This window comes from Bradyrhizobium sp. JR4.3 (genome assembly GCF_040547695.1).
Lineage (GTDB): Bacteria > Pseudomonadota > Alphaproteobacteria > Rhizobiales > Xanthobacteraceae > Bradyrhizobium > Bradyrhizobium canariense.
Window position 1 is genome coordinate 20542 of record NZ_JBEPQF010000020.1, and the last position, 21384, is coordinate 41925.

Sequence of the window (21384 nt, forward strand, 5' to 3'; positions counted from 1 at the left end):
TCGATGGATCACGCGGTATGGGTCCTGGCTTTCGCCAGGACGACACCGGGGTGTGGGATCCCTGCGCCGCCTAACGACCGCTGCCGCCCTACTCCGCCGCGTCCCGCAGCTCGGCGCGCTCGGCCCTGGCCGCGCAGAACTTGAACTCCGGGATCTTGCCGAATGGATCGAGCGCCGGGTTGGTCAGGAGATTGGCCGCCGCCTCCGCGTAGCAGAACGGCATGAACACCATGTTCTCGGGAACGTCGCGGTCGGAGCGGACCTTGACCTCGACCGCGCCGCGGCGGGTCTCGAGCCGGATGAAATCGCCCGGCGCGAGCTTCTTCCTGTGCATGTCCTTCGGCGACATGAACGCGACCGCCTCCGGCTCGATCTGGTCGAGCACCTGCGCGCGGCGGGTCATCGAGCCAGTGTGCCAATGCTCGAGCACGCGGCCGGTCGAGAGCACCATCGGATACTCGGCGTCGGGAATCTCGTCCGGCGGGATGACGTGGGCCGGAACGATCTTGCCGCGGCCGCTCGCGGTCGGAAATCCCGTGGTGAAGATGATCTCGTTGCCGGGCACGTCGGGACCGTCGACGGGATAGGTGACCGCGCCCTCGCGGACCAGACGTTCCCAGGTGATGTTCTTCAGCGACGGCATCAACTCCGCCATCTCGGTGAAGACCTCGCCGGGACCAGCATAATTCCACGGCAGCCCCATGCGCTTGCCGATCTCCTGGATGATCCAGAGATCCTGCCGCGCATCGCCCGGCGGCTTGATCACCTGGCGCGCGAGCTGCACGCGACGATCGGTGTTGGTGAAGGAGCCTTCCTTTTCGGCAAACGCCGAGGCCGGCAGGATGACGTCGGCGTGGAATGCGGTCTCCGTGACGAAGAGGTCCTGCACCACGAGATGATCGAGCATGGCAAGCGCCTGGCGCGCGTGCTGGAGATCGGGATCGGACATCGCGGGGTTCTCGCCCTCGATATACATGCCCTTGATCTCGCCGGCATGGATCGCGTTCATGATCTCGACCACGGTCAGGCCGCGCACGGGATCGAGATCCTGGCCCCACAGCTTCTCGAAGGCACCGCGCATGTCGTCGCGGCCGACCGGCTGATAGTCCGGCAGGAACATCGGGATCAGACCGGCATCGGAAGCGCCCTGCACGTTGTTCTGGCCGCGCAGCGGATGCAGGCCGGTGCCGGGCCGGCCGACCTGGCCGGTGATCAGCGCCAGCGCAATCAGGCAGCGCGCATTGTCGGTGCCGTGGACATGCTGGCTGATGCCCATGCCCCAGAAGATGATCGACGATTTTGCCCGCGCATAGGTTCGCGCGACCTCACGCAGGGTCTGCGCCGGGACACCGCAGATCGGCTCCATCTTCTCCGGCGTGAACTCCTTGATCTTCTCCTTGAGGTCCTCGAACCCCTCGGTGTAGCCGGCGATGTACTGATCGTCGGTCAGCCCTTCGGTGATGATCGTGTGGATCATCGCGTTCAGCATGGCGACGTCCGAGCCCGGCTTGAACTGCAGATGCTTGGTCGCATGACGCGACAGCGTCTGACGGCGCGGATCCATCACAAACAGTTTCGCGCCGTTCTGCTTGACCGCGTTCTTGATGAAAGTCGCAGCGACCGGATGGTTCACGGTGGGGTTGGCGCCGATTACGATGATGACCTCGGCGTCCATCGCCGCCGAGAACGGCGCCGACACGGCGCCCGAGCTCAGGCCTTCGAACAGCGCCGCGACCGACGAGGCGTGGCACAGGCGGGTGCAATGGTCGACGTTGTTGGAGCCGAAGCCGGTGCGCACCAGCTTCTGGAACAGATAGGCCTCCTCGTTCGAGCCCTTGGCCGAGCCGAAGCCGGCCAGCGCCTTCACACCCTTCTCGTCGCGGATCTTGACGAGGCCCCTGGCCGCGATGTCGAGCGCTTCTTCCCAGCTCGCTTCGCGGAAATGCGTGAACGGATTGGCGGGATCAACCTGGTCGTTGGAATCCTTCTTCGCATTCGGCAGCCGCACCAGCGGCTTGGTCAGTCGATGCGGATGGTGGATGTAGTCGAAGCCGAAGCGGCCCTTGACGCAAAGACGGTTGCGGTTGGCCGGGCCATCGCGGCCCTCGGCATAGATCACCTTCTCGTCCTTGACCTCATAGGTCACTTGGCAGCCGACGCCGCAGAACGGGCAAAGCGAATCCACCTTCTTGTCGGCATAGACGACACGGGTCTGCTTCTCGTCCAGCATTACGGCCGGCATCAGGGCCCCGGTCGGACAGGCCTGAACGCATTCGCCGCAGGCGACGCAGGTGGACTCGCCCATGGGATCGTCGAAATCGAACACGATTTTCGAGCCGTGGCTGCGATAGGCCATGCCGATGACGTCGTTGACCTGGACCTCGCGGCAAGCGCGCACGCAGAGGCCGCACTGGATGCAGGCATCGAGATTGACGCGCATCGCCGGATGGCTGGCGTCGGTCGCCCAACGCTCGGCGGCGGGGAAGCGGCTCTCGGTGACCCCAGTGGTTTCGGCCCAATGCCAGAATTTGGACTCCGGATCGTGCGAGGTCTCGCGCGCCGGCTGATCGGCAACCAGCAGCTCCATGACCATTTTTTGCGCGGAAACCGCGCGCGCGCTCTCCGTCTTCACCTTCATGCCGACCGATGGCGTGCGCTTGCAGGACGCCGCGAGCACGCGCTCGCCCTCGATCTCGACCATGCAGGCGCGGCAATTGCCGTCGGGACGATAGTCCGGCGCGGGCGAATAGCACAGATGCGGAATCTCGCGACCCTGGCGTTTTGCGACCTGCCAGATCGTCTCGCCTGCATTGGCCTCGACCTGCTTGCCGTCGAGCTCGAACGTAATCTTCGTCATTCGGCCGCTTCCTTGAACTCGTCAGGGAAATATTTAATCACGGTGGCAAGCGGATTCGATGCCGCCTGTCCAAGCCCGCAGATCGAGGCATCGCGCATCGCCTGGCTCAATTCGTCCAGGAGAGCGCGGTTCCAGACCGGTTGCTGCATCAGCAGTGCGGCCTTCTGGGTTCCGACGCGACACGGCGTGCACTGGCCGCAGCTCTCGTCCTCGAAGAACTTCATCAGATTCAACGCGGCCGCGCGCACGCTGTCCTTTTGCGACAGGATCACGATCGCGGCAGAGCCGATGAAGCAGCCGTATTTTTCAAGCGTGCCGAAATCGAGCGGGATGTCGTCCATCGCCGCCGGCAGGATGCCGCCGGACGCACCACCCGGGAGGTACGCATAGAATTGATGGCCGTCGGCCATGCCACCGCAATATTCGTCGATCAACTCGCGCACGGTGATGCCAGCAGGCGCGAGTTTCATGCCGGGGTTCTTGATGCGGCCCGAGACCGAGAAGCTGCGTAGGCCGTGCCGCTCATGGCGGCCGTGGCCCTTCCACCAGTCGGCGCCCTTCTCGACGATATCGCGCACCCACCACAAGGTCTCGATATTGTTGATCAAGGTCGGCAGGCCGAACAGGCCGACCTGGAATGGATAAGGCGGCTTGTGCCTGGGCAGGCCGCGCTTGCCCTCGATGCTTTCCAGCAGCGAGGATTCCTCGCCGCAGATATAGGCGCCGGCGCCGCGGCGCATATGCAGCGTCGGACCGCCCGGCGGCAGCTTTGCAATCTCGCGTTCGAGGATTTCGCGCGATGCCGGATATTCATCGCGCAGGTAGATGTAGATATCCGAGGCCTGCACCACATGGGCGCCGATCAGCATGCCCTCGAGGAAGCGGTGCGGATCGCTTTCGAGATAGACGCGATCCTTGAACGTGCCGGGCTCGCCCTCGTCGCCGTTGATCGCCATCAGCCGCGGGCCGGGTTCACCCAGCACCGCGCGCCATTTGCGTCCCGTCGGGAAGCCGGCGCCGCCGAGACCGCGCAACGAGGCGTCGTCGAGCGCCTTCAGCAGGTCGTCCGTCGGCAGCACGCCCGAGCGCAGGCGATTGAGCAGCTTGTAGCCGCCGCCGGCGACATAGGCGTCATAGCCGATATATTCGGGCAGATGCGCGTGGGTGTCGCCTGCCTTCGCCGCCGCCATCACATTGGCGACCGTGGCGTGGTCAACAAAGTTGTGTCCGACTTCCGCGGCGGGCGCCGTATCACAGCGACCGACGCAGGGCGCGCGCACCACGCGGATGCCGGGACCCGACGCGTCCTGCAAATCGGCAAGCAGCTTCTCTCCGCCGAGCATCGCGCAGGTCAGCGAATCGCAGACGCGGATGGTCAGCGGCGCGATATCGGGCTCGCCCTCCTTCACCACGTCGAAATGCGCGTAAAAGGTTGCGGTCTCGAACACCTCCGCGAACGCGAGCTTCATCTCGTCGGCGAGCGCGGCGAGATGCGCGGCCGCGATCTGGCGGTACTTGTCCTGGATCAGGTGCAGATATTCGATCAACAGGTCGCGACGCCGCGGCCTGTCGCCGAGCAGCTGCGCGATCTCATGCGCGGCGGTGGGATCAACCTGCCGCCCCTTGGGCGTGGACTTGGCGCGCTTCCGTCCCTGGCCGGGATGCTCGAACTCGCGAACCTTGTGAACGTCGTCGTTGCTGCTCATGGAGACGTCGCGTTCTCTTCAATGCGTGATGAGTCTAGGCCGGATCGCCAAGCGATGCGCCTTCGTTTCCTGATTCGATCAGCGGAACCACCGGTTCCCTTGTCCCGCCGATCAAGCCAAATTCGACGCAACTCTAATCTCTGGCATGCCAGATGCAAGACAATTTAGAGCGTCTCTAGAATGATTTAGGAGGCAGGCGGTCGCCCGCCATGCCCCTTTACGCAAGCGTCGAACGGAACCCGATCTCAGGTCTTGCTCATGCACTCTTCGATGTAGAACCAGCGGTCATCGCCGGTGAGGCCCTTGGCTTTCACGTCGGCGCGGCAGGCCTTGAGCTTCGGCTTGTTGGCCGCCCACTTCGCCTTCATGTCCTTCAGCTTCTGCATGGTGAGCTTCATCTTGCCAGGCTTGGCTTCCGTCGCTGCAGCAGGCGCCGCCGGCGGCGTCGTCGTCTGCGCGGATGCGGCATGAAGGCCAGCGACGAGCAACACGGCCGCAAGGCAAGTTCGAATACAAATTCGGGTGCGAATCATTTCAATCCCCCTAAGTCCCATTCCTGATGATGTCTGAAAGGCCAACGAAGCGGGACGCCTGATGGGCATCCCGCTTCTGTCTCGACGGCGGTCAGAAGATCTTGACCGCGCTCTCCAATGTCTTCCAGACACCCCAAAGCAGGGGAACGCCGACGAAGGCCCAGAACAGCGCCGCCTTGGCGTCAAGCCCGCCAAAACCGATGCCGTAGGAGCCGTGCGGCCCCGCGGCTGCGGCGCTGGCGCTTGCCGCCTGCAACTTGGCGACATCGGCCTCCTTCATGTGCCATTTCGAATCGACCGGCTTGATCAGGTAGTTGCAGATCAGACCGGCGATCAGCATCGCGCAGAGAATGTACATGGTCGTGTTGTAGAGCTGGTCGCGCGGCACGCCCGCCGCGAGCTGGAACTCGCGGATGTAGTTCACCACGACGGGGCCGATGATGCCCGCGGTGGACCACGCCGTCAGCAGCCGGCCATGGATGGCGCCGACGAACTGGGTTCCGAACATGTCGGCGAGATAGGCCGGCACGGTGGCGAAGCCGCCGCCATACATCGACAGGATGATGCCGAAGCCAAGCACGAACAGGAGCTTCGAACCCATCGCCGCAAAAGTCGGCGCCAGCGCGTAAAGCGCGATGCCGAGGATGAAGAACGTATAGTAGGTGTTCTTGCGCCCGATCTTGTCCGACAGCGATGCCCAGAAGAAGCGGCCGCCGATGTTGAACAGCGACAGCAATCCGGCGAAGCCCGCGGCGATCGCGGCGATCTGCGCCTTCTGTCCCGCATCAAGCGCGTTGAAGCCGACGTTAGGCAGGCCGATCAGCTTGCCGGCGAAGATCTCCTGGAGCATCGGCGAGGCCATGCCGATCACGCCGATGCCGGCTGACACGTTCAGGCACAGCACCCACCAGATCAGCCAGAACTGCGGCGTCTTGTGCGCGTCGTTGAGATGGACGTTGGCCTTTGAGATCATCGCGTTGGCCTTCGACGGCGCGGTCCAGCCCTCGGGCTGCCAGCCGGGCGGCGGCAAGCGATAGCGGAACGCGCCGATCATCATGAACACGAAGTAGATGACGCCCATCGTGACGAAGGTCTCCCAGACGCCGACCGAGGTCGGGGTCTTGAAGTAGTTCATCAAGAGGTTCGCCAGCGGCGCGCCGATCATGGCGCCGCCGCCGAAGCCCATGATGGCCATGCCGGTCGCCATGCCGCGGCGGTCCGGAAACCATTTCACCAGCGTGGACACCGGCGAGATATAGCCAAGGCCGAGACCGATGCCGCCGATCACGCCCGAACCCAGCCACAACAGCCAGAGCTGATGGGTGTAAACCCCGATCGCACCGAGGAAGAGGCCGCCGCACCAGCACAGCGCCGAGACGAAGCCGGCCTTGCGCGGGCCTACGCGCTCCAGCCAGCCGCCCCAGACCGCAGCCGCGATACCGAGCAGCACGAAAAAGAGCGTGTACATCCACCCCATGCTGGCGACCTTCCAGTCGCAGCTGGTCGTGAACAGCTCTTGAAACAGCGACATGTCTGCGCACGCCTTCGGCGCGGTCACTCCGATCGCGCGCGACAGCGGCAGCCAGAACACCGAGAAGCCGTAGGCCATGCCGATGCAGAGATGGATGCACAGCGCAGCCGGCGGCACCAGCCAGCGATTGAACCCGGCGGTCGCGATGGTCCGCTCGCGATCCAGAAAACCTGCGCCGGCACCCGAAAGTGTTCCCGCGCTCTCGATGGTAGACATGCATTCCTCCCCTAAAGCCGCGCTTCTGAACGGCCTGCCACGACGGTCCTGTTCCTCAGCCTGCAGCGCAGCCTTTGTCCCTGCTGCTCCGCACAATGATCGACGCGCGCCAGGATCGTCACGCGCATCCGAGACGTTAAACCCCTAACCTTGGGGGCTATGCCCGACGCCACGGTCGGGCTTCTTTCGATGGCCCATTTGCTCCGCATATCGCAGGCAAGACTCGACCTCCGCGTCTCGGCGGAGGAAGTCAATTGGGGCAGAAGTGATGATCGATGTCGATAGACAAAAGGTAGGTATCAACCGAGTGACCGCCGGCTAAGTGGGCGGCGCACCATTGATGTTTTCTATCGACCGATCGGCCTTCTCAATCAAGAACACGATGCGCGCGTCGTTGCGCTCGGTGATCTCCACCATGTCGCCGGTCTCCCGGATCAGGTTTGGAATGTCAATCACCGACAGGGGATCCGTGCAGTGCACTTCGAGCTGATCGCCCGGCTGCAAGGGCTTCAGCGCTTTGCGCGTCTTCAGGGCGGGCAGCGGGCATTTCAGTCCGGTGAGATCGAGCGTCGTTCTGGTCATCGGCGCAACATGGCGGGAGGGGCCGATGGCGTCAACGCCAGGACAGCGCCAACGCAACGCCAAGACTCAGAGCAGATCGGCATAGGACAAGAAACCCACGCTCTGCCCCGGCTCGACACGCGTGACCTCCTCATCGAGCTCGATGAGGCCGTCGGTGTCGACCAGTGAGGACAACAGCCCAGCGCCCTCGCGTGGAAACTTGATGGCCTCGAGTGCACCGTCCGGCGTGCGCCGCAAGGAAGCGCGAACATATTCGCGACGCCCCGCCTTCTTCTTGTAGGTGAATGCCGCGCGCACCGGGATCGGCAACGGCGGCTCCGGCAGGCTGCCCGCAAGCGCGAGCACCGTCGGCCGCACCACATGCACGAAGGTGACGAAACTCGCGACGGGATTGCCCGGCAATCCGATCAGCGGCGTTCCCTCGATGATGCCCATCGCCACGGGCCGTCCCGGCTTAATCGCCATCCGCCACAACACCAGCGAGCCGATGCTTTCGACGGCCGCCTTGACGTGATCCTCCTCTCCGGTCGAGACGCCGCCGGTGGTGAGGATCAGATCGTGACTACCTGCGACTTGCTTCAAGCCATTCGCGAGCAACGTCCGCTCGTCGCGCAAGATGCCGAGATCGCTGACTTCGCAGCCGAGCCGGCGCAGCATCGCCATCAGCATGAAGCGATTGGAGTCGAACAGCTGCGAGGCCGCGCGCGGCTCGCCGGGCGAGGCCAGTTCATCACCAGTCGAGAACACTGCGACGCGGATGCGCCTGACGACGTCGAGCCGGACCAGGCCGAACGCCGCCGCGAGCGCGACATGTTGCGGCAGCAAGCGCTGGCCTGCGCGCAGCGCGATGTGGCCCTGGGGAATGTCCTCTCCCGCAGGGCGGACATTCGCGCCCGGCTTCAGCCCCGGCGGCAGCACAATTCGACCGGCCTCGTCGATGCGGACATCTTCCTGCATGAAGACGGTTTCGGCGTCCGGCGGCATCGGCGCGCCGGTGAAGATGCGCGCGGTGTGGCCGGCCTTGATCAGCGCCAGTGCCAGACCGCCGGCCTGGATGCGGCCGTCGAGCGGGAATGCCCGCTCAACGCTATCAGGAAGATCTGCGTTGCGCACGGCGTAGCCATCGACGGCGGAATTGGTGAAGGGCGGCAGCGGCAGCGGTGCCGCGATATCGCGGGCCAGCACCCGCCCATCTGCATCAATGAGCGCCACGGTTTCGAGATCGACAATCGCGTTGACGCGCGTCGTGATCAGGCCAACGGCCTCGTCGACCGACATCATCGGTCCGCCGAAGGCAAAACAATCGTCCGACAGTTGCGCCATGGTGCCTCGTCAGCGCATCGCAGCGCTTTTCGCGACCGCTTCCTCGACCGGCATCGCGGCGCGCAGCAGCAATTCCGCGGCGGCAGCGATATCGTCGAGATGGACGGACGGCAGTCGGGTTTCAATGGCGACGTCGGCCGCGATCCCGAAAATTCCTGGATCATCGGGAAACAGCAACGGCTTGTCGTTGGCGGCGCGATGCACCTCGATCTTGCGATGCGGCTCGCGCTTGAAACCCTCGACCACGACGAGATCGACCGCCGACAATTTGCTCAACAGTTCCGGCAGACGCGGCTCCGCCGCCCCGCGCAATTCGTGCATCAGCGCCCAGCGATTTGACGAAGCAACCAGCACCTCGGCCGCGCCGGCCTCGCGATGGCGCCAGGAATCCTTGCCGGGCACGTCGACGTCGAACTGGTGATGCGCATGCTTGATGACCGAGACGCGCAAGCCAAGCGCATTGAAATGCGGGATCAGCCGCGTCAACAGCGTGGTCTTGCCCGCACCGCTCCAGCCTGCAAGGCCGATGACTTTCATTCCAGCTCCGTCTCCGCGAGCGACCCGGTCCTTGATGGAACCACTCTCTTCTCCGTCATTGCGAGCGCAGCGAATCAATCCAGGAATGCATCCACGGCGGCAGCCTGGATTGCTTCGCTTCGCTCGCAATGACGAATAGGCGGCATTTCGTTCTCTCGCTAGCATGCTTATATCGGCTTGACCCGAATGTCATGCTAACGTCGCGGCCATGATGAAGATCGACAAAGCCCCCGTGCCCCTGATCGTCCCTGACACCGAGGACCCGCGCCTCACCGAGAGCGTGACCGGGACCGACCAGTCCGGCGCCAGGATCGAGATCAAGGTGCCGGTGGAGCGCCCGCTGACGCTCTACCTGAATTCGCAGGAGATCGTCACCATGATGACGATCGGCGACTATCCGGAATATCTGGCGCTGGGCTATTTGCTCAACCAGAATATGCTGAAGTATAATGACGCGGTCACCGAGGTCGAATACGACGACGACCTCCAAGTGGTGGTGGTGCGCACCGAGCACCACACCAATTTCGAAGCCAAGTTGAAGAAGCGCACACAGACCTCGGGCTGCGCGCAGGGCACCGCCTTCGGCGATCTGCTGGAGGCGGTCGAGAGCGTGGCGCTGCCGAAGGCCGAGCTGCGCACCTCCTGGCTCTACCAGATGACTCAGACCATCAACACCATGCCCTCGCTCTATCTGGAGGCTGGTGCGATCCACGGCTGCGTGCTGTGCAGGGAGGGCGAGCCGCTCTGCTACACCGAGGATGTCGGCCGTCACAACGCCGTCGACAAGATCGCGGGCTGGATGTACCGCCACGGCGTCGATGCATCCGACAAGATCCTCTACACCACGGGACGGCTCACCTCGGAGATGGTGATCAAGACGGTCCGCATGGGCATTCCGATCCTGGTGTCGCGCTCCGGCTTCACCGCCTGGGGTGTCGATCTCGCCCGGCAGGTGGGCTTGACGCTGGTCGGCCGCGCCCGCGGCAAACGGTTCATCGCGTTGTCGGGGGCAGAGCGCATCGTCTACGACCAGAACCTCGCTTACGTCGAGGAAGAATCGGCCAAGCACAAGCGCAAGGGTGAAGGTGGTGACGACTAGCTTTCCGACCACGCAAGGCGTGCTGCTCGCCGGCGGCCTCGCGCGGCGTATGGGCGGCGGCGACAAGCCGATGCGCACCATTGGCGGCCGCACCATTCTGGAACGCGTGATCGCGCGCCTATCGCCCCAATGCAGCGGGCTGATCCTCAATGCCAACGGCGATCCCGCCCGCTTCGCCGCGTTCGGTTTGCAGGTCATCGCCGACGACGTGCCCGGCTTTCCCGGCCCGCTCGCCGGCATCCTTGCCGCGCTCGACTGGACCGCGGCGAACCGGCCCGAGGTGAAGTGGGTGCTCAGTGCCGCCTGCGATTGCCCGTTCCTGCCGCGCGATCTGGTCGCGCGCTTGCATGAAAAACGCATCGCGGCGAATGCCGAGCTCGCCGTTGCGGCATCAGGCGATCAATCGCATCCGGTGATCGGCCTGTGGCGCGTTGGCTTGCGCGACGAACTGCGTCATGCGCTGGTGGTCGAAGACCTCCGCAAGATCGACCGCTGGACCGCGCGCTACCCGCTCGCGACCGTGACGTGGCCGACGGAGCCGCTCGATCCGTTCTTCAATGCCAACACCGTTGAAGATATCGCGGAAGCGGAACGGCTGACCGCACTGGATGACGCCGCTTAAGGCCGCGTGAGCTTGGGTTCGCGGGCCGTGAACCGAGACGAGAACGCGAGCGACCAATGATCGGGACATTGCCCGGATCAGCCATGACGGCCCCCCTCTTGAACGTTATCTTCGAAGTGATCGATTTCGCACTCGATTGCTCGGTCGCAGTCGACGACACGAAGTGGCGGAGCAAGCCTGAAATCGTTGAGGGCCCGCTGCCGCCCGCCGCGCAGCGCGCACTTGCCGAAGCCGAGGAGCGGCAGCGCGTGCGCGAACAGACCGGCGGGGAGACAATCCAAACCTCGTAGCGGAGCGCTGACCGAACGATGCCAGACTACGCCGGTCGGAAGCCGGCGCGCTCCAGCGCGGCGCGCGCTTCGTCCGAGCCGAGCGCATCGAGAAAGGCCCGCACTGCCGGACGCTGCTTGCGCGCCGTCACCAGCGCGAAGTCATAATGTTCCTCCGCGAGCGGAATGAAACCGAGGCCAACCGCGTTGGCGACCGGCGCAATGGTCATGCCCCAATCGGCGCGGTGCTGTGCGACCGCCGCGGCCACCGCATTGTGCGAGCGTGGCTGGTTCCAATAGCCCTCCGGGCGCGCACCACCGAGCAACCGGTCGATCAGGATGCGCGTGCCGGCGCCTTGGTTGCGGTTGACCATGATGCAGGAGGGATCAGCGAGCGCCGCGGCCACGGCATCCTTCGCGCTGTGGCCTTCAAAACGCTTGTCGCCCTTGCGGAACACGATGCCCTGCATCCGCCGCCAGCCCGGCACGAGCTCGAGTCCTTCGGCGAGGTAAGGCGTATTGTAAGTCTCGCTCTTTTCGTCGAGCAGATGGATCGGCGCCAGATCGCATTCACCGCGCCGCGCCGCCGCAAGTCCGCCGAGGCTGCCGACGGCGATCGAGCGCACGGTCAGGCCGGCATGCGCGAGTTGCGCCGTGACGAGATCGAGGCCGGTGCAATGGCTGCCGACGATAACGAGATCGGGCACCCGCACATGCGGCGTAAACAGCGTCACCTCGGCCTCGGTCCCGGCCGGCATCTTGTCAGCGAGTGCGTCGATGCGCAGAAAGCCGTCGGCCTGCGCGAATGACGTGATCGCACCGGACCCCTTGCCGGAGGGATAGGCGATCAAGCCGTCCTTGCCTTCGACCAGCGAGACCATGACGAATTCGGTGCGGCCGAGCTCGGAAGCAATGCGCACCGGCACGGTCGCGTTCACCTTGGCATCGGAACGCGGCGGCAGTCCGGCCATTTTGCGCAGCACCGGTACGATCATGTCGTGAAAGGTGAACATCGCCGAAGTCGGAAAACCCGGCAGGATCACCACCGGCTTGCCGTCACACACCGCAAGGCACAGCGGCTTGCCGGGCTTGAGCGCAATGCCATGCGCGATGATGCCGGGCTGGCCGAGCCAGCCGATGATGCGATGGGACAGGTCGCCCGCGCCTTTCGACGTGCCGCCGGAGAGCACCAGCATGTCGGCGTCCGCCAGCGCACCCCTCATGGCGGCTTCGAGCTGAGCTTCGTCGTCCGGAATGGCGCCAAGGAAAACCGCCTCTCCGCCGTTCTCGTCGATCGCAGCAGTGACGATCGCGCCGTTGGTATCGTAGATCGCAGCGGGCGCGAGCACCTCGCCCGGCTGAACCAGTTCGTCACCGGTGGAGATCACGGCAACACGAGGTTTGCGCACGACGCTCACCTCGGCAATACCACAAGCCGCCAGCATGCCGACCTCGCGTGAGCCGATGATGGTGCCGGCGCGCAGCAGCGCCTCGCCACGCGCGATATCGGATCCTGCGTAGGATATGAATTGCCCGGGCGAGGCCGCGCGACGGACGTCGATCGCACCGGACCCCGCCGGCTGGGTATGCTCGACCATGATCACGGCATCGGCACCGCGCGGCAGCGGACCGCCGGTGGCAATCGGCGTTGCCGTTCCCGCGGCGACTTGCACCGCCGGTACGGTGCCGCAGTGAATGGTCTCGCCATTCAGCCCGAGGCGAACCGGCGCGCCTTCGCCGGCTGTCGCAAGATCCGCAGAGCGCACCGCAAAGCCATCGACATTGGAACGGTCGAACGGCGGCACGTCGATCGGCGCAGTGATGTCTTCAGCGAGCGACGCGCCAAGCGCAGCACCGAGCTTGCGCGTTTCGCTCGAAAGAGCGCGCGGGAACAGCGCGGCCTCGAAGCGTGCCAGCGCCTCCTCGCGGGAAAGGATTTTGAGGAACTGTTCCTGTTCGAGCGCGCTGCGGACTTGCGATTGCGGGATCATGGTCATGCTAAACCCATATCATTCCCGCATCAGATAGGCATCGACCGGCGCGCCCGCTGCAAATCCCTCGTGACTGGCGGGAACAAGCAGCCATGCATCCGCGCGGGCAATTGCCTGGAGCGGCCATTCTCCTACCGCAAGTGGCACCCACGCATGATGTTCCTCGGCCAGCAGGACCATTTCGGCGATGCCGACGCTGGATGCAATTTTTCGCGCGAGCGACAAGGCTATCGGTCGGCGCGGCAGCCGCGCTGACAGACGGTCGAGGAGCGGCAGCACGAGCGCAAGCCAGACCGCAAGCGCATGTTCCGGCGATCCGGGCAAGGCGACGACAGGAATGGTTCCGAGCCGCCCGATCGCGGCGGTGCGTCCGGGCTGGAGCGCAAGACCATGGGCGATCACGTCACCACGCTGGGCCAGCGCCGTGACCGCTGCATCGTTGCGACCGACACCGCTGCCGCCGATCGTCAGCAGGAGATCGCAGGTGGGCGCTCCGATCGCCTCCGCGATCGATCCCGCGTCGCGCGCGCCGGCCTCGTGCGTTTGCACATCCAGCCCTGCGGTGCGTGCGATGTCCGCAATCAGATGCATGGTCAGCGTTGCACTTGGTACATTGACAATGCGCAGTCGCGGACGCCGCACGCTCAGTCGGTCCAGTCCGGCGGCGCGCGCAAGCAGCAGAGCGCCAGGACCGACCGGATACCCCTCTGCCGCGGCAGGGGTGCGTCCGTCGATGTCACTTCCGGCGCGCCTGACGCCCTGCCCCGGTGCGCTCTCCGCCAACACCTGGACGAGCGGACCAGACATCTCGACTGCGTCGGCATCGAGCACACAGTCGCATCCCGCCGGCATCGCGTCGCCGGCATCGACCCAGGCGGGCGCTGTTGCGAGAGGCAGCGGTGAATAGGAGGACGCGCCGACCAGATCATTGGCCCAAAACGCCCAGCCGTCGGCGGCAGCGACGTCACGGGACGGTCGGGCCGCGAGCAGCGGATTGCCCGCCGCGATGCAGCCGGCCGCTTCAGTCAGCTGCAACTCCACCGGCGCGAGCGGATCGAGCCCCTTCAGCAACGCGGCGAGCGCGGCGTCGAGCGGCGTCAGCAAGGGCGGCAGGCGCTGGGTCATGCGCCATGATGGACCATGCATCGCCCGGTTTGGCAACCGCTGGCGATACGAACGTCAGCCGCCCGACTTGTCCGCATTGGGGAAGAACAGTTGTTGTCCGTCGACCTTGTATCCGGCGATCGCCGCCTGCCCGTCAGGCGAGATCAGCCAGTCGACGAAGTCTTGCCCCAGCTCCTTCTTCACGTTCGGAAACTTCGCGGGGTTCACCAGCATCACGCCGTACTGATTGAGCAGACGCTTGTCGCCTTCGACGACGACGTCGAGATCGCCGCGCTCCCGAAAAGCGATCCAGCTGCCGCGGTCGGACAGCACATAGGCGTTCGCTGTGCGCGCTGCATCGAGGGCGGAGGCCATGCCCTGCTTGGCCTCGCGATACCAGCCGCCTTTGGTGCTCGCGATGTCGATGCCGGCGACGATCCAGAGCGCGAGCTCGGCGGCATGGGTGCCCGAACGGTCGCCGCGCGTCACGAACGGCGCGCCCTTGGCCTCGATCGCCTTCAGCGCGGTCGCGATGTCCTTGCCCTTCACGCCGGCGGGATCGCTCTTCGGCCCGATCAGCACATAGTCGTTGTACATCACGTCAAAGCGCTTCACCGCAAAACCGTCGGCAACGAATTTCTCCTCCTGCGGCCGTGCATGCATCAGCACGACGTCGACTTCGCCCCTTCGTGCCCCCTCGAGCACCTCGTCGGCGCGCCGCGCGATCACGGTCACGTCGATGCCGGTCTTCTCACGGAAGATCGGCAGCAGGTAATCGAGCAGGCCGGACTCCTGCGTCGCTGTGGTCGTGGCAAGCACGATCGCGCGGTCCTCCGCGGATGACGCCGCAACGCCTGCGGCAAGGCCGCAGAGAAGCACGAGTGCAACGGAGAGGCGGCGGACGGCCATGATCGGGTTCCCACTGGCTATGACGCGATCATGATGATGATCGATTGCGCCGCACTCGTGACGCGTTTGCTCGTTGCCGCGCCGGATGCAGACAACAACAGATAGAGGGCGGATAAAACCACTACCGGCGGCGAACTTTACCCGCGCGCCGACGACTCGGGAAATCTCGGCAACGCGCGGAGCGGCATATGCCCATCGCAGTTGCGCGCGCGACAGCCCGCAAGATGGGCACCACACGAGCGATTCAGGATCGTTCACCAAAGCAGAGATCGCGCGTGAGGATGTGTTGCAAAGCAGCGAGATGATCAGGCATGGTCGTGGCGGACAAAACTTGAAATGCAGAATTCCACCTGCGTCGAACGTCAAAAAGAAGCAAGAATTTGCATAGGAATGCAGGATGGAATTCCTGACGACCAGCGAAGCCGCCGATTATCTTCGGCTTGGCGAACGCAAGCTTTACGAACTCGTCACCACCGGTGCGATCCCCTGCACCAAGGTGACCGGAAAGTGGCTCTTCCCGCGGCACGAGCTCGACCTCTGGGTGCTGTCCGGACTGGCGCGCCCGGCCGGCATGCTGATCGCGGAGCCGCCGCCGGTCGTCGGCGGCAGCCAGGACGAGCTTCTGGATTGGGGGCTGCGCGAATCCGGCTCGGGCCTGGGCTCGATGAGCGAGGGCAGCGCGCGCGGGCTCGAGCGGTTGCAGCGCGACGAGGTGATGGCCGTGGCGATGCACTTCCACAGCCTCGATGCCGACGGCAATCTTGCCGCCGATGCCAATGCAACCGTCCTGCGAGACGCTCCGGACCTGCATGATGCATTGCTGGTCGCGTTCGTGCGCCGCGAGCAAGGTCTCGTGCTGCCGCCGGGCAATCCCAAGCGGCTGCGCGGCCTTTCCGACGTGCTCGCGCTCGGGGCCAGGATGGCGATGCGGCAACAGGGCACGGGCGCGCAGATGCTGCTCGATGTGCTGCTCAAGCGCGCCGCCGCGTCGACGCGCGATTTGCGTCGGATCGATACGCCGGCCCTGACCGGGCCGGATCTCGCCGAGATCGTCCGCGCGGGACAAGCCGATTGCGGAATCGCGACGCGTGCGTCCGCGCGCTCGGCCGGCCTCGATTTCGTGCCGCTGGTCTGGGAAAACTTCGACCTCGCGATGCGGCATCGCAGCTATTTCCGGCCCGCGATGCAGGGCCTGATCCGGTTCCTCAGCGAAAAGCGGTTGCTCCAGCGCGCCGCGGAGCTGACCGGCTACGATCCCTCGCCGGCCGGACAAATCCGCTTCGCCGCCTGACGTTGACGCCCGCCCCCAAATAGTTGCAAAAGAAACCAATTCAGCCGGGCCAACACCGGCCAACGCGCCGGATCAGGGGAGGACGAATATGATGCCAACGAGATTTGGACTGCCGGTCGCTGCCGGCTTTGCAGCAACGTTCATGACGGCGACGCTGCTGCCGGGCGCCGCAATGGCGCAGGTGTCCGACGACGTTGTCAAGATCGGCGTGCTCACCGACATGAACGGTCCGGCCTCGGCGCCGACCGGCCAGGGCTCGGTGACGGCGGCGCAGATGGCGATCGACGATTTCGGCGGCACCGTGCTCGGCAAGCCGATCAGCATCGTCGTCGGCGACCACCAGCTCAAGGCCGACATCGGCGGCGCGATTGCACGGCGCTGGTACGACGTCGACCAGGTCGATCTGATCGTTGACGTGCCGGTCTCCGCGGTCGGGCTCGCGGTGCAGAACATGGCCAACGAGAAGAAGCGGCTGTTCATCACCCACTCCACCGGCACCGCGGATTTCCACGGCAAGTTCTGTTCGCCTTACGCGATCCAGTGGGTGTTCGACACCCGCGCGCTCGCGGTCGGCACCGCTGACGCGGTGGTCAAGCGCGGCGGCGACAGCTGGTTCTTCATCACCGACGATTATGCGTTCGGCCATTCGCTGGAGCGCGACGCCTCGGCGGTCGTGACCGCCAATGGCGGCAAGGTGCTGGGCTCGGTGAAGCCGCCGCTGGCAACGCCCGACCTCTCCTCGTTCGTGCTGCAGGCGCAGGCCTCCAAGGCCAAGATCATCGGCATCGCGGCGGGTCCGCCCAACAACATGAACGAGATCAAGACCGGCTCCGAGTTCGGCGTGTTCAAGGGCGGCCAACAGATGGCGGCACTGCTTGCGCTGATCACCGACATTCACGGCCTCGGCCTGCAGGCGGCCCAAGGGCTGTTGCTGACGACCTCGTTCTATTGGGACATGGACGACAAGACCCGCGAATGGTCGAAGCGCTACTTCGCCAAGATGAACAAGATGCCGTCGATGTGGCAGGCCGGCGTCTATTCGAGCGTGATGCACTATCTCAACGCCATCAAGGACACCGGCACCGACGATCCGCTCAAGGTCGCAGCCAAGATGCGGGAAAAGCCGATCGAGGATTTCTTCGCCCGCAACGGCCGCTTACGCGATGACAATCTGATGGTGCACGACCTCTGGCTGGTGCAGGTGAAGACGCCGGAGGAGAGCAAATATCCGTGGGACTATTACAAGATCCTCACGACGATCTCGGGCGACAAGGCGTTCGGTCCGCCGGACCCGGCGTGTGCGATGGTGAAGAAGTGAGGATCGCTTAAAGCGATCCTCATTCCGGGGCGGTGCAAAGCACCGAGCCCGGAATCTCGAGATTCCGGGTTCGGTCCTGCGGACCGCCCCGGAATGACCGCTGCGCGATCACTTCACCACCCCGATCTCGCGAAAATACTTGATCACGCCGGGATGGATCAGCTCGGGCTTCGGCGCGGCCGCGACGGTGTTTGCCGCCGTGGTCTCGCAGGCTTGGGCGAGCTGCTTGCAGAATGTCGGCTCGACGCCGTGCAGCGTCTTCGCGAGCCGGTAGGCGACATCGTCGGGCAGATCTTCGCGCGTCAGCACAAAACTCCAGGACCCCAGCGAGGCGATCGGCTCGGACTGGTTCGGATAGCTGCCGGCCGGCACGGTGAGCGGCTTGAGGAACGCATGCTTGGCGCGGATGCGCGCGATCTCCTCGGCGCTGGGCGCGATGAAGCGCGCGCCTGACGCGCTCGAGGCCACCGCGGCAAAACCGGGCCAGCCGATGCCGGCGCCCCAAAGTGCGGCGACACGGCCATCCTCGACCATCGCGGGGCCGTCGCCGGCGCGGTCGAGATAGACGGCCTTGAAATCCTCGTCTTGCTTCAACCCGAGACCATCGAGCACATAGCGCGCCAGGATCGGCAGGCCCGAGCCTTTGGCGCCGAATGCGACGGGCTGACCGACCAGATCGCGAATGGTCTTGTACGGACTGTCCGTGCGCACCACGAACATGCCGGGGTTGGAATAGATCGCCGTGAGAATTTTCAACCGTACCGGCGCGCGGCCGATGCCGGCAAAAGCCTCATAGGCCGGCTCGCCCGCGACCAGAGCGAGATCGAGCTCGCCTTTTTCCAGCAGCGGAATGTTCTCGTTGCTGCCCTTGGTGTTGCGCGGGGCGATGATGACTTGCGGATCGGCCGCGTTCATCACTTGCGCAAAGGCGTTGCCATAGAGCGGAAAGCCGCCGCCGGGCGTCGCGGTGCCCAAGCTGATCGTCAGGCTGGGTGTGTTGGTCGGAATGGCGTTGCCTCCGGTTTGAGCGGCCGCGGGGCTTGCAAGCAGCGCCGCGCCGAGAACAAGGGTGATCGCGAATTTCATGGTCGGTCCCGGCGGGGGCGCGTCAACATCGACTTGGGGCGATGTAGGCAGCGCCCCGATTTTGTGAAAGCATGCAGCCCAACGACAATAGAACAATGGGAGGCGTCATGTTGCGAATTTTGCGTAACAGTGTTTTCGGGCTGGTTTTCCTTTCAACGCTGTTGGGCGCCGCACCTCCCGCCTCCGCCGCTTATCCCGACCGTCCCGTGCACTGGATCATCGGCTTCTCCGCCGGCGGCCCGGTCGACATCGTGGCGCGGATCATGGCGAACTGGCTGTCGGACCGCTTCGGCCAGCAATTCATCGTCGAGAACCGCGCCGGCTCCGGCGGCAACATCGCGGCCGGTGCCGCGATCAACTCACCGCCGGACGGCTACACGCTGCTGTTCGTCGCGCCCAACAACGCGATCTCGACCTCACTCTACAAGAAGCTGCCGTTCGACTTTTTGCGCGACACCGTGCCGGTCGCCAGCATCATGCAGCTCACCAACATGCTGGTCGTCTCCAATGCGTTTCCCGCCAAGACGGTTCAGGAGTTCATCGACTACTGCAAGGCCAACCCGGGCAAGATCTCCTTTGCCTCGTCCGGCAACGGCACCTCGGTGCACATGTCGGCGGAGCTGTTCAAGGTGATGACCAAGTGCGACATGGTGCACGTGCCCTATCGGGGATCTGCGATCGCGTTCCCCGACATCATCTCCAACAAGGTGCAGCTGATCTTCGACAACCTCCCCTCCGCGATGGAGCAGGCCAAGGGCGGCAATGTCCGTGCGCTCGGCGTGACCTCGCCGCAGCGCTGGCCGAGCGTGCCTGACGTTCCCGCGATCGCCGAGACATTGCCCGGCTTCGAATCGGTCGGCTTCTACGGCATCTCCGCGCCGAAGGGCACGCCGGCCGACGTGATCGAGATCCTCAACAAGGCCGTCAACGAGGCGCTGAAGGACCCGAAGCTGGTCGCGCGCCTCACCGAGACCGGCGGCATCCCCAAGCCGATGACGCCGGCCGAGTTCGGCAAGCTCGTCACCGACGAGACCGAGAAGTGGCGCAAGGTGGTGGAGTTCGCCGGCGTGTCGGTGGACTAGGCCTGTGGAACTGCCGCGAGCCGACAGCGCCCAACGCGACATCGGAGGGGATCGGAAGACCCCCTCCCAACAAAATGTGCGAAAACAACCCCATGCACAGTAGAAAGATCTAGGGATCACAAGGGGTTACGGAATCGAAAAAACGAGCCCCCTGGCGCGATTGCCAGAGTGCGGGGGCGAAGGCTCGGCGAAGGTGGGCTTGCGCCGCCGGGCAAAACAGGACTATAAGGGCATCATCGGCAATTTCGGTTATTCAAAAATCACAAGCCTTGCCGCGCCGGCATTTCTGTCCGCCGGAGCCAGCATTGCACCCCCGGCTCCGTCCCTGTAAACGAACCGCGCACCGTTGCCGGCCGCCGCTTTCGCGGCCGTCTCGCGGCGGGGCCTGTAGCTCAATGGTTAGAGCCGGCCGCTCATAACGGTCTGGTTGCAGGTTCGAGTCCTGCCGGGCCCACCAGTTGGTGTTTGAATGTGCGGACACTTTGAAAACGACTCGATTTCCACTTTAAGAACGACTCGATTTCGTTTTGAAAACGACTCGATCTCACATCCCCCTGACGCGTCTATCGAATTTCACCTCGATTTTTTTCGCCGATTCTTGAGCGCGAAAAAACCGAGGGGGGTCTAATCCAGCTTTCAGAGGCATCATCCATGAACAAAGCTCTCACGAAGCATGTCTTCCATGAAGTTCATGTCGCCGACATCGCGTTCAGGGCGGCTCTCGATCAAGGTAGGGCGGTTCTTCACGTCGAAGATGCAGTCGGTCGGCAAACCCATCTATCTGATGGGGTCAGGATTGCCGTCGCTGTTCCATGCAGATTTCTGGACCATCAGCGGACGCGCTCTCGGTCGAGGCTGGGCGCTTTGCCACGATACCTCTAGAGAGCCCCTGGTGCACCTCGGCGAGCTGAACGACCGCGAGATCGCGCGTCTGGTCCGGGAATTCGGGCTTCAAGTCGATCTCTCACATGAAGTCGTCACTTTCGCGGAGTCGGCCGCCGCTCGGTCGCTGAAGCGGATAGTTGCTGAAGATCCAGACCGCGCCGGGCTCTTTCGCAAGAAGGCGAAGTGGCTGGATGGTTGGTTGAGCAAGGTACCCTCCGATGCGCCTCAGCTTTCTGTCAGCCAACATGCAGGGGCGACCTAAGCAATCGTCATCAAGCAGCAGCTAGATCCGTGGATCTGACCGTTCGACCAATTGACACAGCGTCAAGTCGACCTCGCCGACCTGCCGCTTCGACGCGTTGCGGAGAGCGCCGACCATCCGAGCCGGCCGGTGAGTGAGTGAACAGAGGGAGGCCGCCTCGCGGCAGTCTCCCTCGAAAGGT

The 21384-nt window shown here is 64.4% G+C and carries 18 protein-coding genes and 1 tRNA gene; 8 read left to right on the forward strand and 11 right to left on the reverse strand.

What is annotated here, in order from left to right:
* Positions 1-88 precede the first annotated feature (88 nt).
* From fdhF to mobB, 7 genes are all read right to left on the reverse strand, one after another.
* Complete coding sequence (fdhF, locus tag ABIB91_RS27080; protein ID WP_007600675.1) at positions 89-2857, reverse strand: formate dehydrogenase subunit alpha; 2769 nt, start codon at positions 2855-2857, stop codon at positions 89-91.
* A complete protein-coding gene (locus ABIB91_RS27085) occupies positions 2854-4563 on the reverse strand; it encodes an NADH-ubiquinone oxidoreductase-F iron-sulfur binding region domain-containing protein (protein WP_354168779.1) in 1710 nt (569 codons plus the stop codon). The genes fdhF and ABIB91_RS27085 overlap by 4 nt, the downstream gene beginning before the upstream one ends.
* Positions 4564-4808: 245 nt before the next feature.
* Entirely contained in the window at positions 4809-5096 is a 288-nt protein-coding gene (locus tag ABIB91_RS27090) for a hypothetical protein (protein ID WP_354168781.1), read from the reverse strand.
* A 91-nt stretch (positions 5097-5187) separates the two neighbouring features.
* A complete protein-coding gene (locus ABIB91_RS27095) occupies positions 5188-6843 on the reverse strand; it encodes an OFA family MFS transporter (RefSeq protein WP_219685301.1) in 1656 nt (551 codons plus the stop codon).
* 318 nt (positions 6844-7161) lie between these two features.
* Positions 7162-7425: a sulfurtransferase TusA family protein gene (locus ABIB91_RS27100; protein WP_354168784.1), complete on the reverse strand. Its 264-nt coding sequence runs from the start codon at positions 7423-7425 to the stop codon at positions 7162-7164.
* Positions 7426-7491: 66 nt separating this feature from the next.
* Positions 7492-8748, reverse strand: a complete 1257-nt coding sequence (locus tag ABIB91_RS27105; RefSeq protein ID WP_007600668.1) for a molybdopterin molybdotransferase MoeA — start codon at positions 8746-8748, stop codon at positions 7492-7494.
* Between the two features lie 9 nt (positions 8749-8757).
* A complete protein-coding gene (mobB, locus tag ABIB91_RS27110) occupies positions 8758-9285 on the reverse strand; it encodes a molybdopterin-guanine dinucleotide biosynthesis protein B (RefSeq protein ID WP_354168786.1) in 528 nt (175 codons plus the stop codon).
* Positions 9286-9493: 208 nt separating this feature from the next.
* Between mobB and fdhD the strand changes: the two genes are divergently transcribed.
* From fdhD to ABIB91_RS27125, 3 genes are read left to right on the forward strand one after another with little or no spacing between them, the layout of a single operon-like run.
* Positions 9494-10384: a formate dehydrogenase accessory sulfurtransferase FdhD gene (fdhD, locus tag ABIB91_RS27115; RefSeq protein WP_007600665.1), complete on the forward strand. Its 891-nt coding sequence runs from the start codon at positions 9494-9496 to the stop codon at positions 10382-10384.
* Complete coding sequence (gene mobA / locus ABIB91_RS27120) at positions 10365-11006, forward strand: molybdenum cofactor guanylyltransferase MobA (RefSeq protein ID WP_473367240.1); 642 nt, start codon at positions 10365-10367, stop codon at positions 11004-11006. The genes fdhD and mobA overlap by 20 nt, the downstream gene beginning before the upstream one ends.
* A gap of 56 nt (positions 11007-11062) precedes the next feature.
* Positions 11063-11296, forward strand: coding sequence for a hypothetical protein (locus ABIB91_RS27125; RefSeq protein ID WP_354168791.1), 234 nt, complete (start codon positions 11063-11065; stop codon positions 11294-11296).
* 26 nt (positions 11297-11322) lie between these two features.
* On the opposite strand, the gene ABIB91_RS27130 is transcribed toward ABIB91_RS27125, so the two are convergent.
* The 3 genes from ABIB91_RS27130 to ABIB91_RS27140 are packed head-to-tail and all read right to left on the reverse strand — an operon-like array spanning position 11323 to position 15279.
* Complete coding sequence (locus ABIB91_RS27130; RefSeq protein WP_354168793.1) at positions 11323-13272, reverse strand: molybdopterin biosynthesis protein; 1950 nt, start codon at positions 13270-13272, stop codon at positions 11323-11325.
* A gap of 12 nt (positions 13273-13284) precedes the next feature.
* Entirely contained in the window at positions 13285-14391 is a 1107-nt protein-coding gene (locus ABIB91_RS27135; protein WP_354168795.1) for a molybdopterin-binding protein, read from the reverse strand.
* Positions 14392-14445: 54 nt separating this feature from the next.
* Positions 14446-15279 (reverse strand): ABC transporter substrate-binding protein, encoded by an 834-nt coding sequence (locus ABIB91_RS27140; protein ID WP_007600660.1) that lies wholly within the window; start codon positions 15277-15279, stop codon positions 14446-14448.
* 397 nt (positions 15280-15676) lie between these two features.
* Between ABIB91_RS27140 and ABIB91_RS27145 the strand changes: the two genes are divergently transcribed.
* Entirely contained in the window at positions 15677-16570 is an 894-nt protein-coding gene (locus ABIB91_RS27145) for a substrate-binding domain-containing protein (RefSeq protein ID WP_354168798.1), read from the forward strand.
* Positions 16571-16658: 88 nt separating this feature from the next.
* A complete protein-coding gene (locus ABIB91_RS27150; RefSeq protein WP_354168800.1) occupies positions 16659-17888 on the forward strand; it encodes an ABC transporter substrate-binding protein in 1230 nt (409 codons plus the stop codon).
* 108 nt (positions 17889-17996) lie between these two features.
* On the opposite strand, the gene ABIB91_RS27155 is transcribed toward ABIB91_RS27150, so the two are convergent.
* Complete coding sequence (locus ABIB91_RS27155) at positions 17997-18974, reverse strand: TAXI family TRAP transporter solute-binding subunit (RefSeq protein ID WP_354168802.1); 978 nt, start codon at positions 18972-18974, stop codon at positions 17997-17999.
* 107 nt (positions 18975-19081) lie between these two features.
* Between ABIB91_RS27155 and ABIB91_RS27160 the strand changes: the two genes are divergently transcribed.
* The 3 genes from ABIB91_RS27160 to ABIB91_RS27170 all read left to right on the forward strand — a co-directional run bounded on the left by ABIB91_RS27160 (position 19082) and on the right by ABIB91_RS27170 (position 21203).
* Positions 19082-20056 (forward strand): Bug family tripartite tricarboxylate transporter substrate binding protein, encoded by a 975-nt coding sequence (locus tag ABIB91_RS27160; protein WP_354168804.1) that lies wholly within the window; start codon positions 19082-19084, stop codon positions 20054-20056.
* A 381-nt stretch (positions 20057-20437) separates the two neighbouring features.
* Positions 20438-20513 (forward strand) — tRNA-Ile (locus ABIB91_RS27165).
* Positions 20514-20738: 225 nt separating this feature from the next.
* Entirely contained in the window at positions 20739-21203 is a 465-nt protein-coding gene (locus tag ABIB91_RS27170; RefSeq protein WP_354168806.1) for a hypothetical protein, read from the forward strand.
* Positions 21204-21384 lie beyond the last annotated feature (181 nt).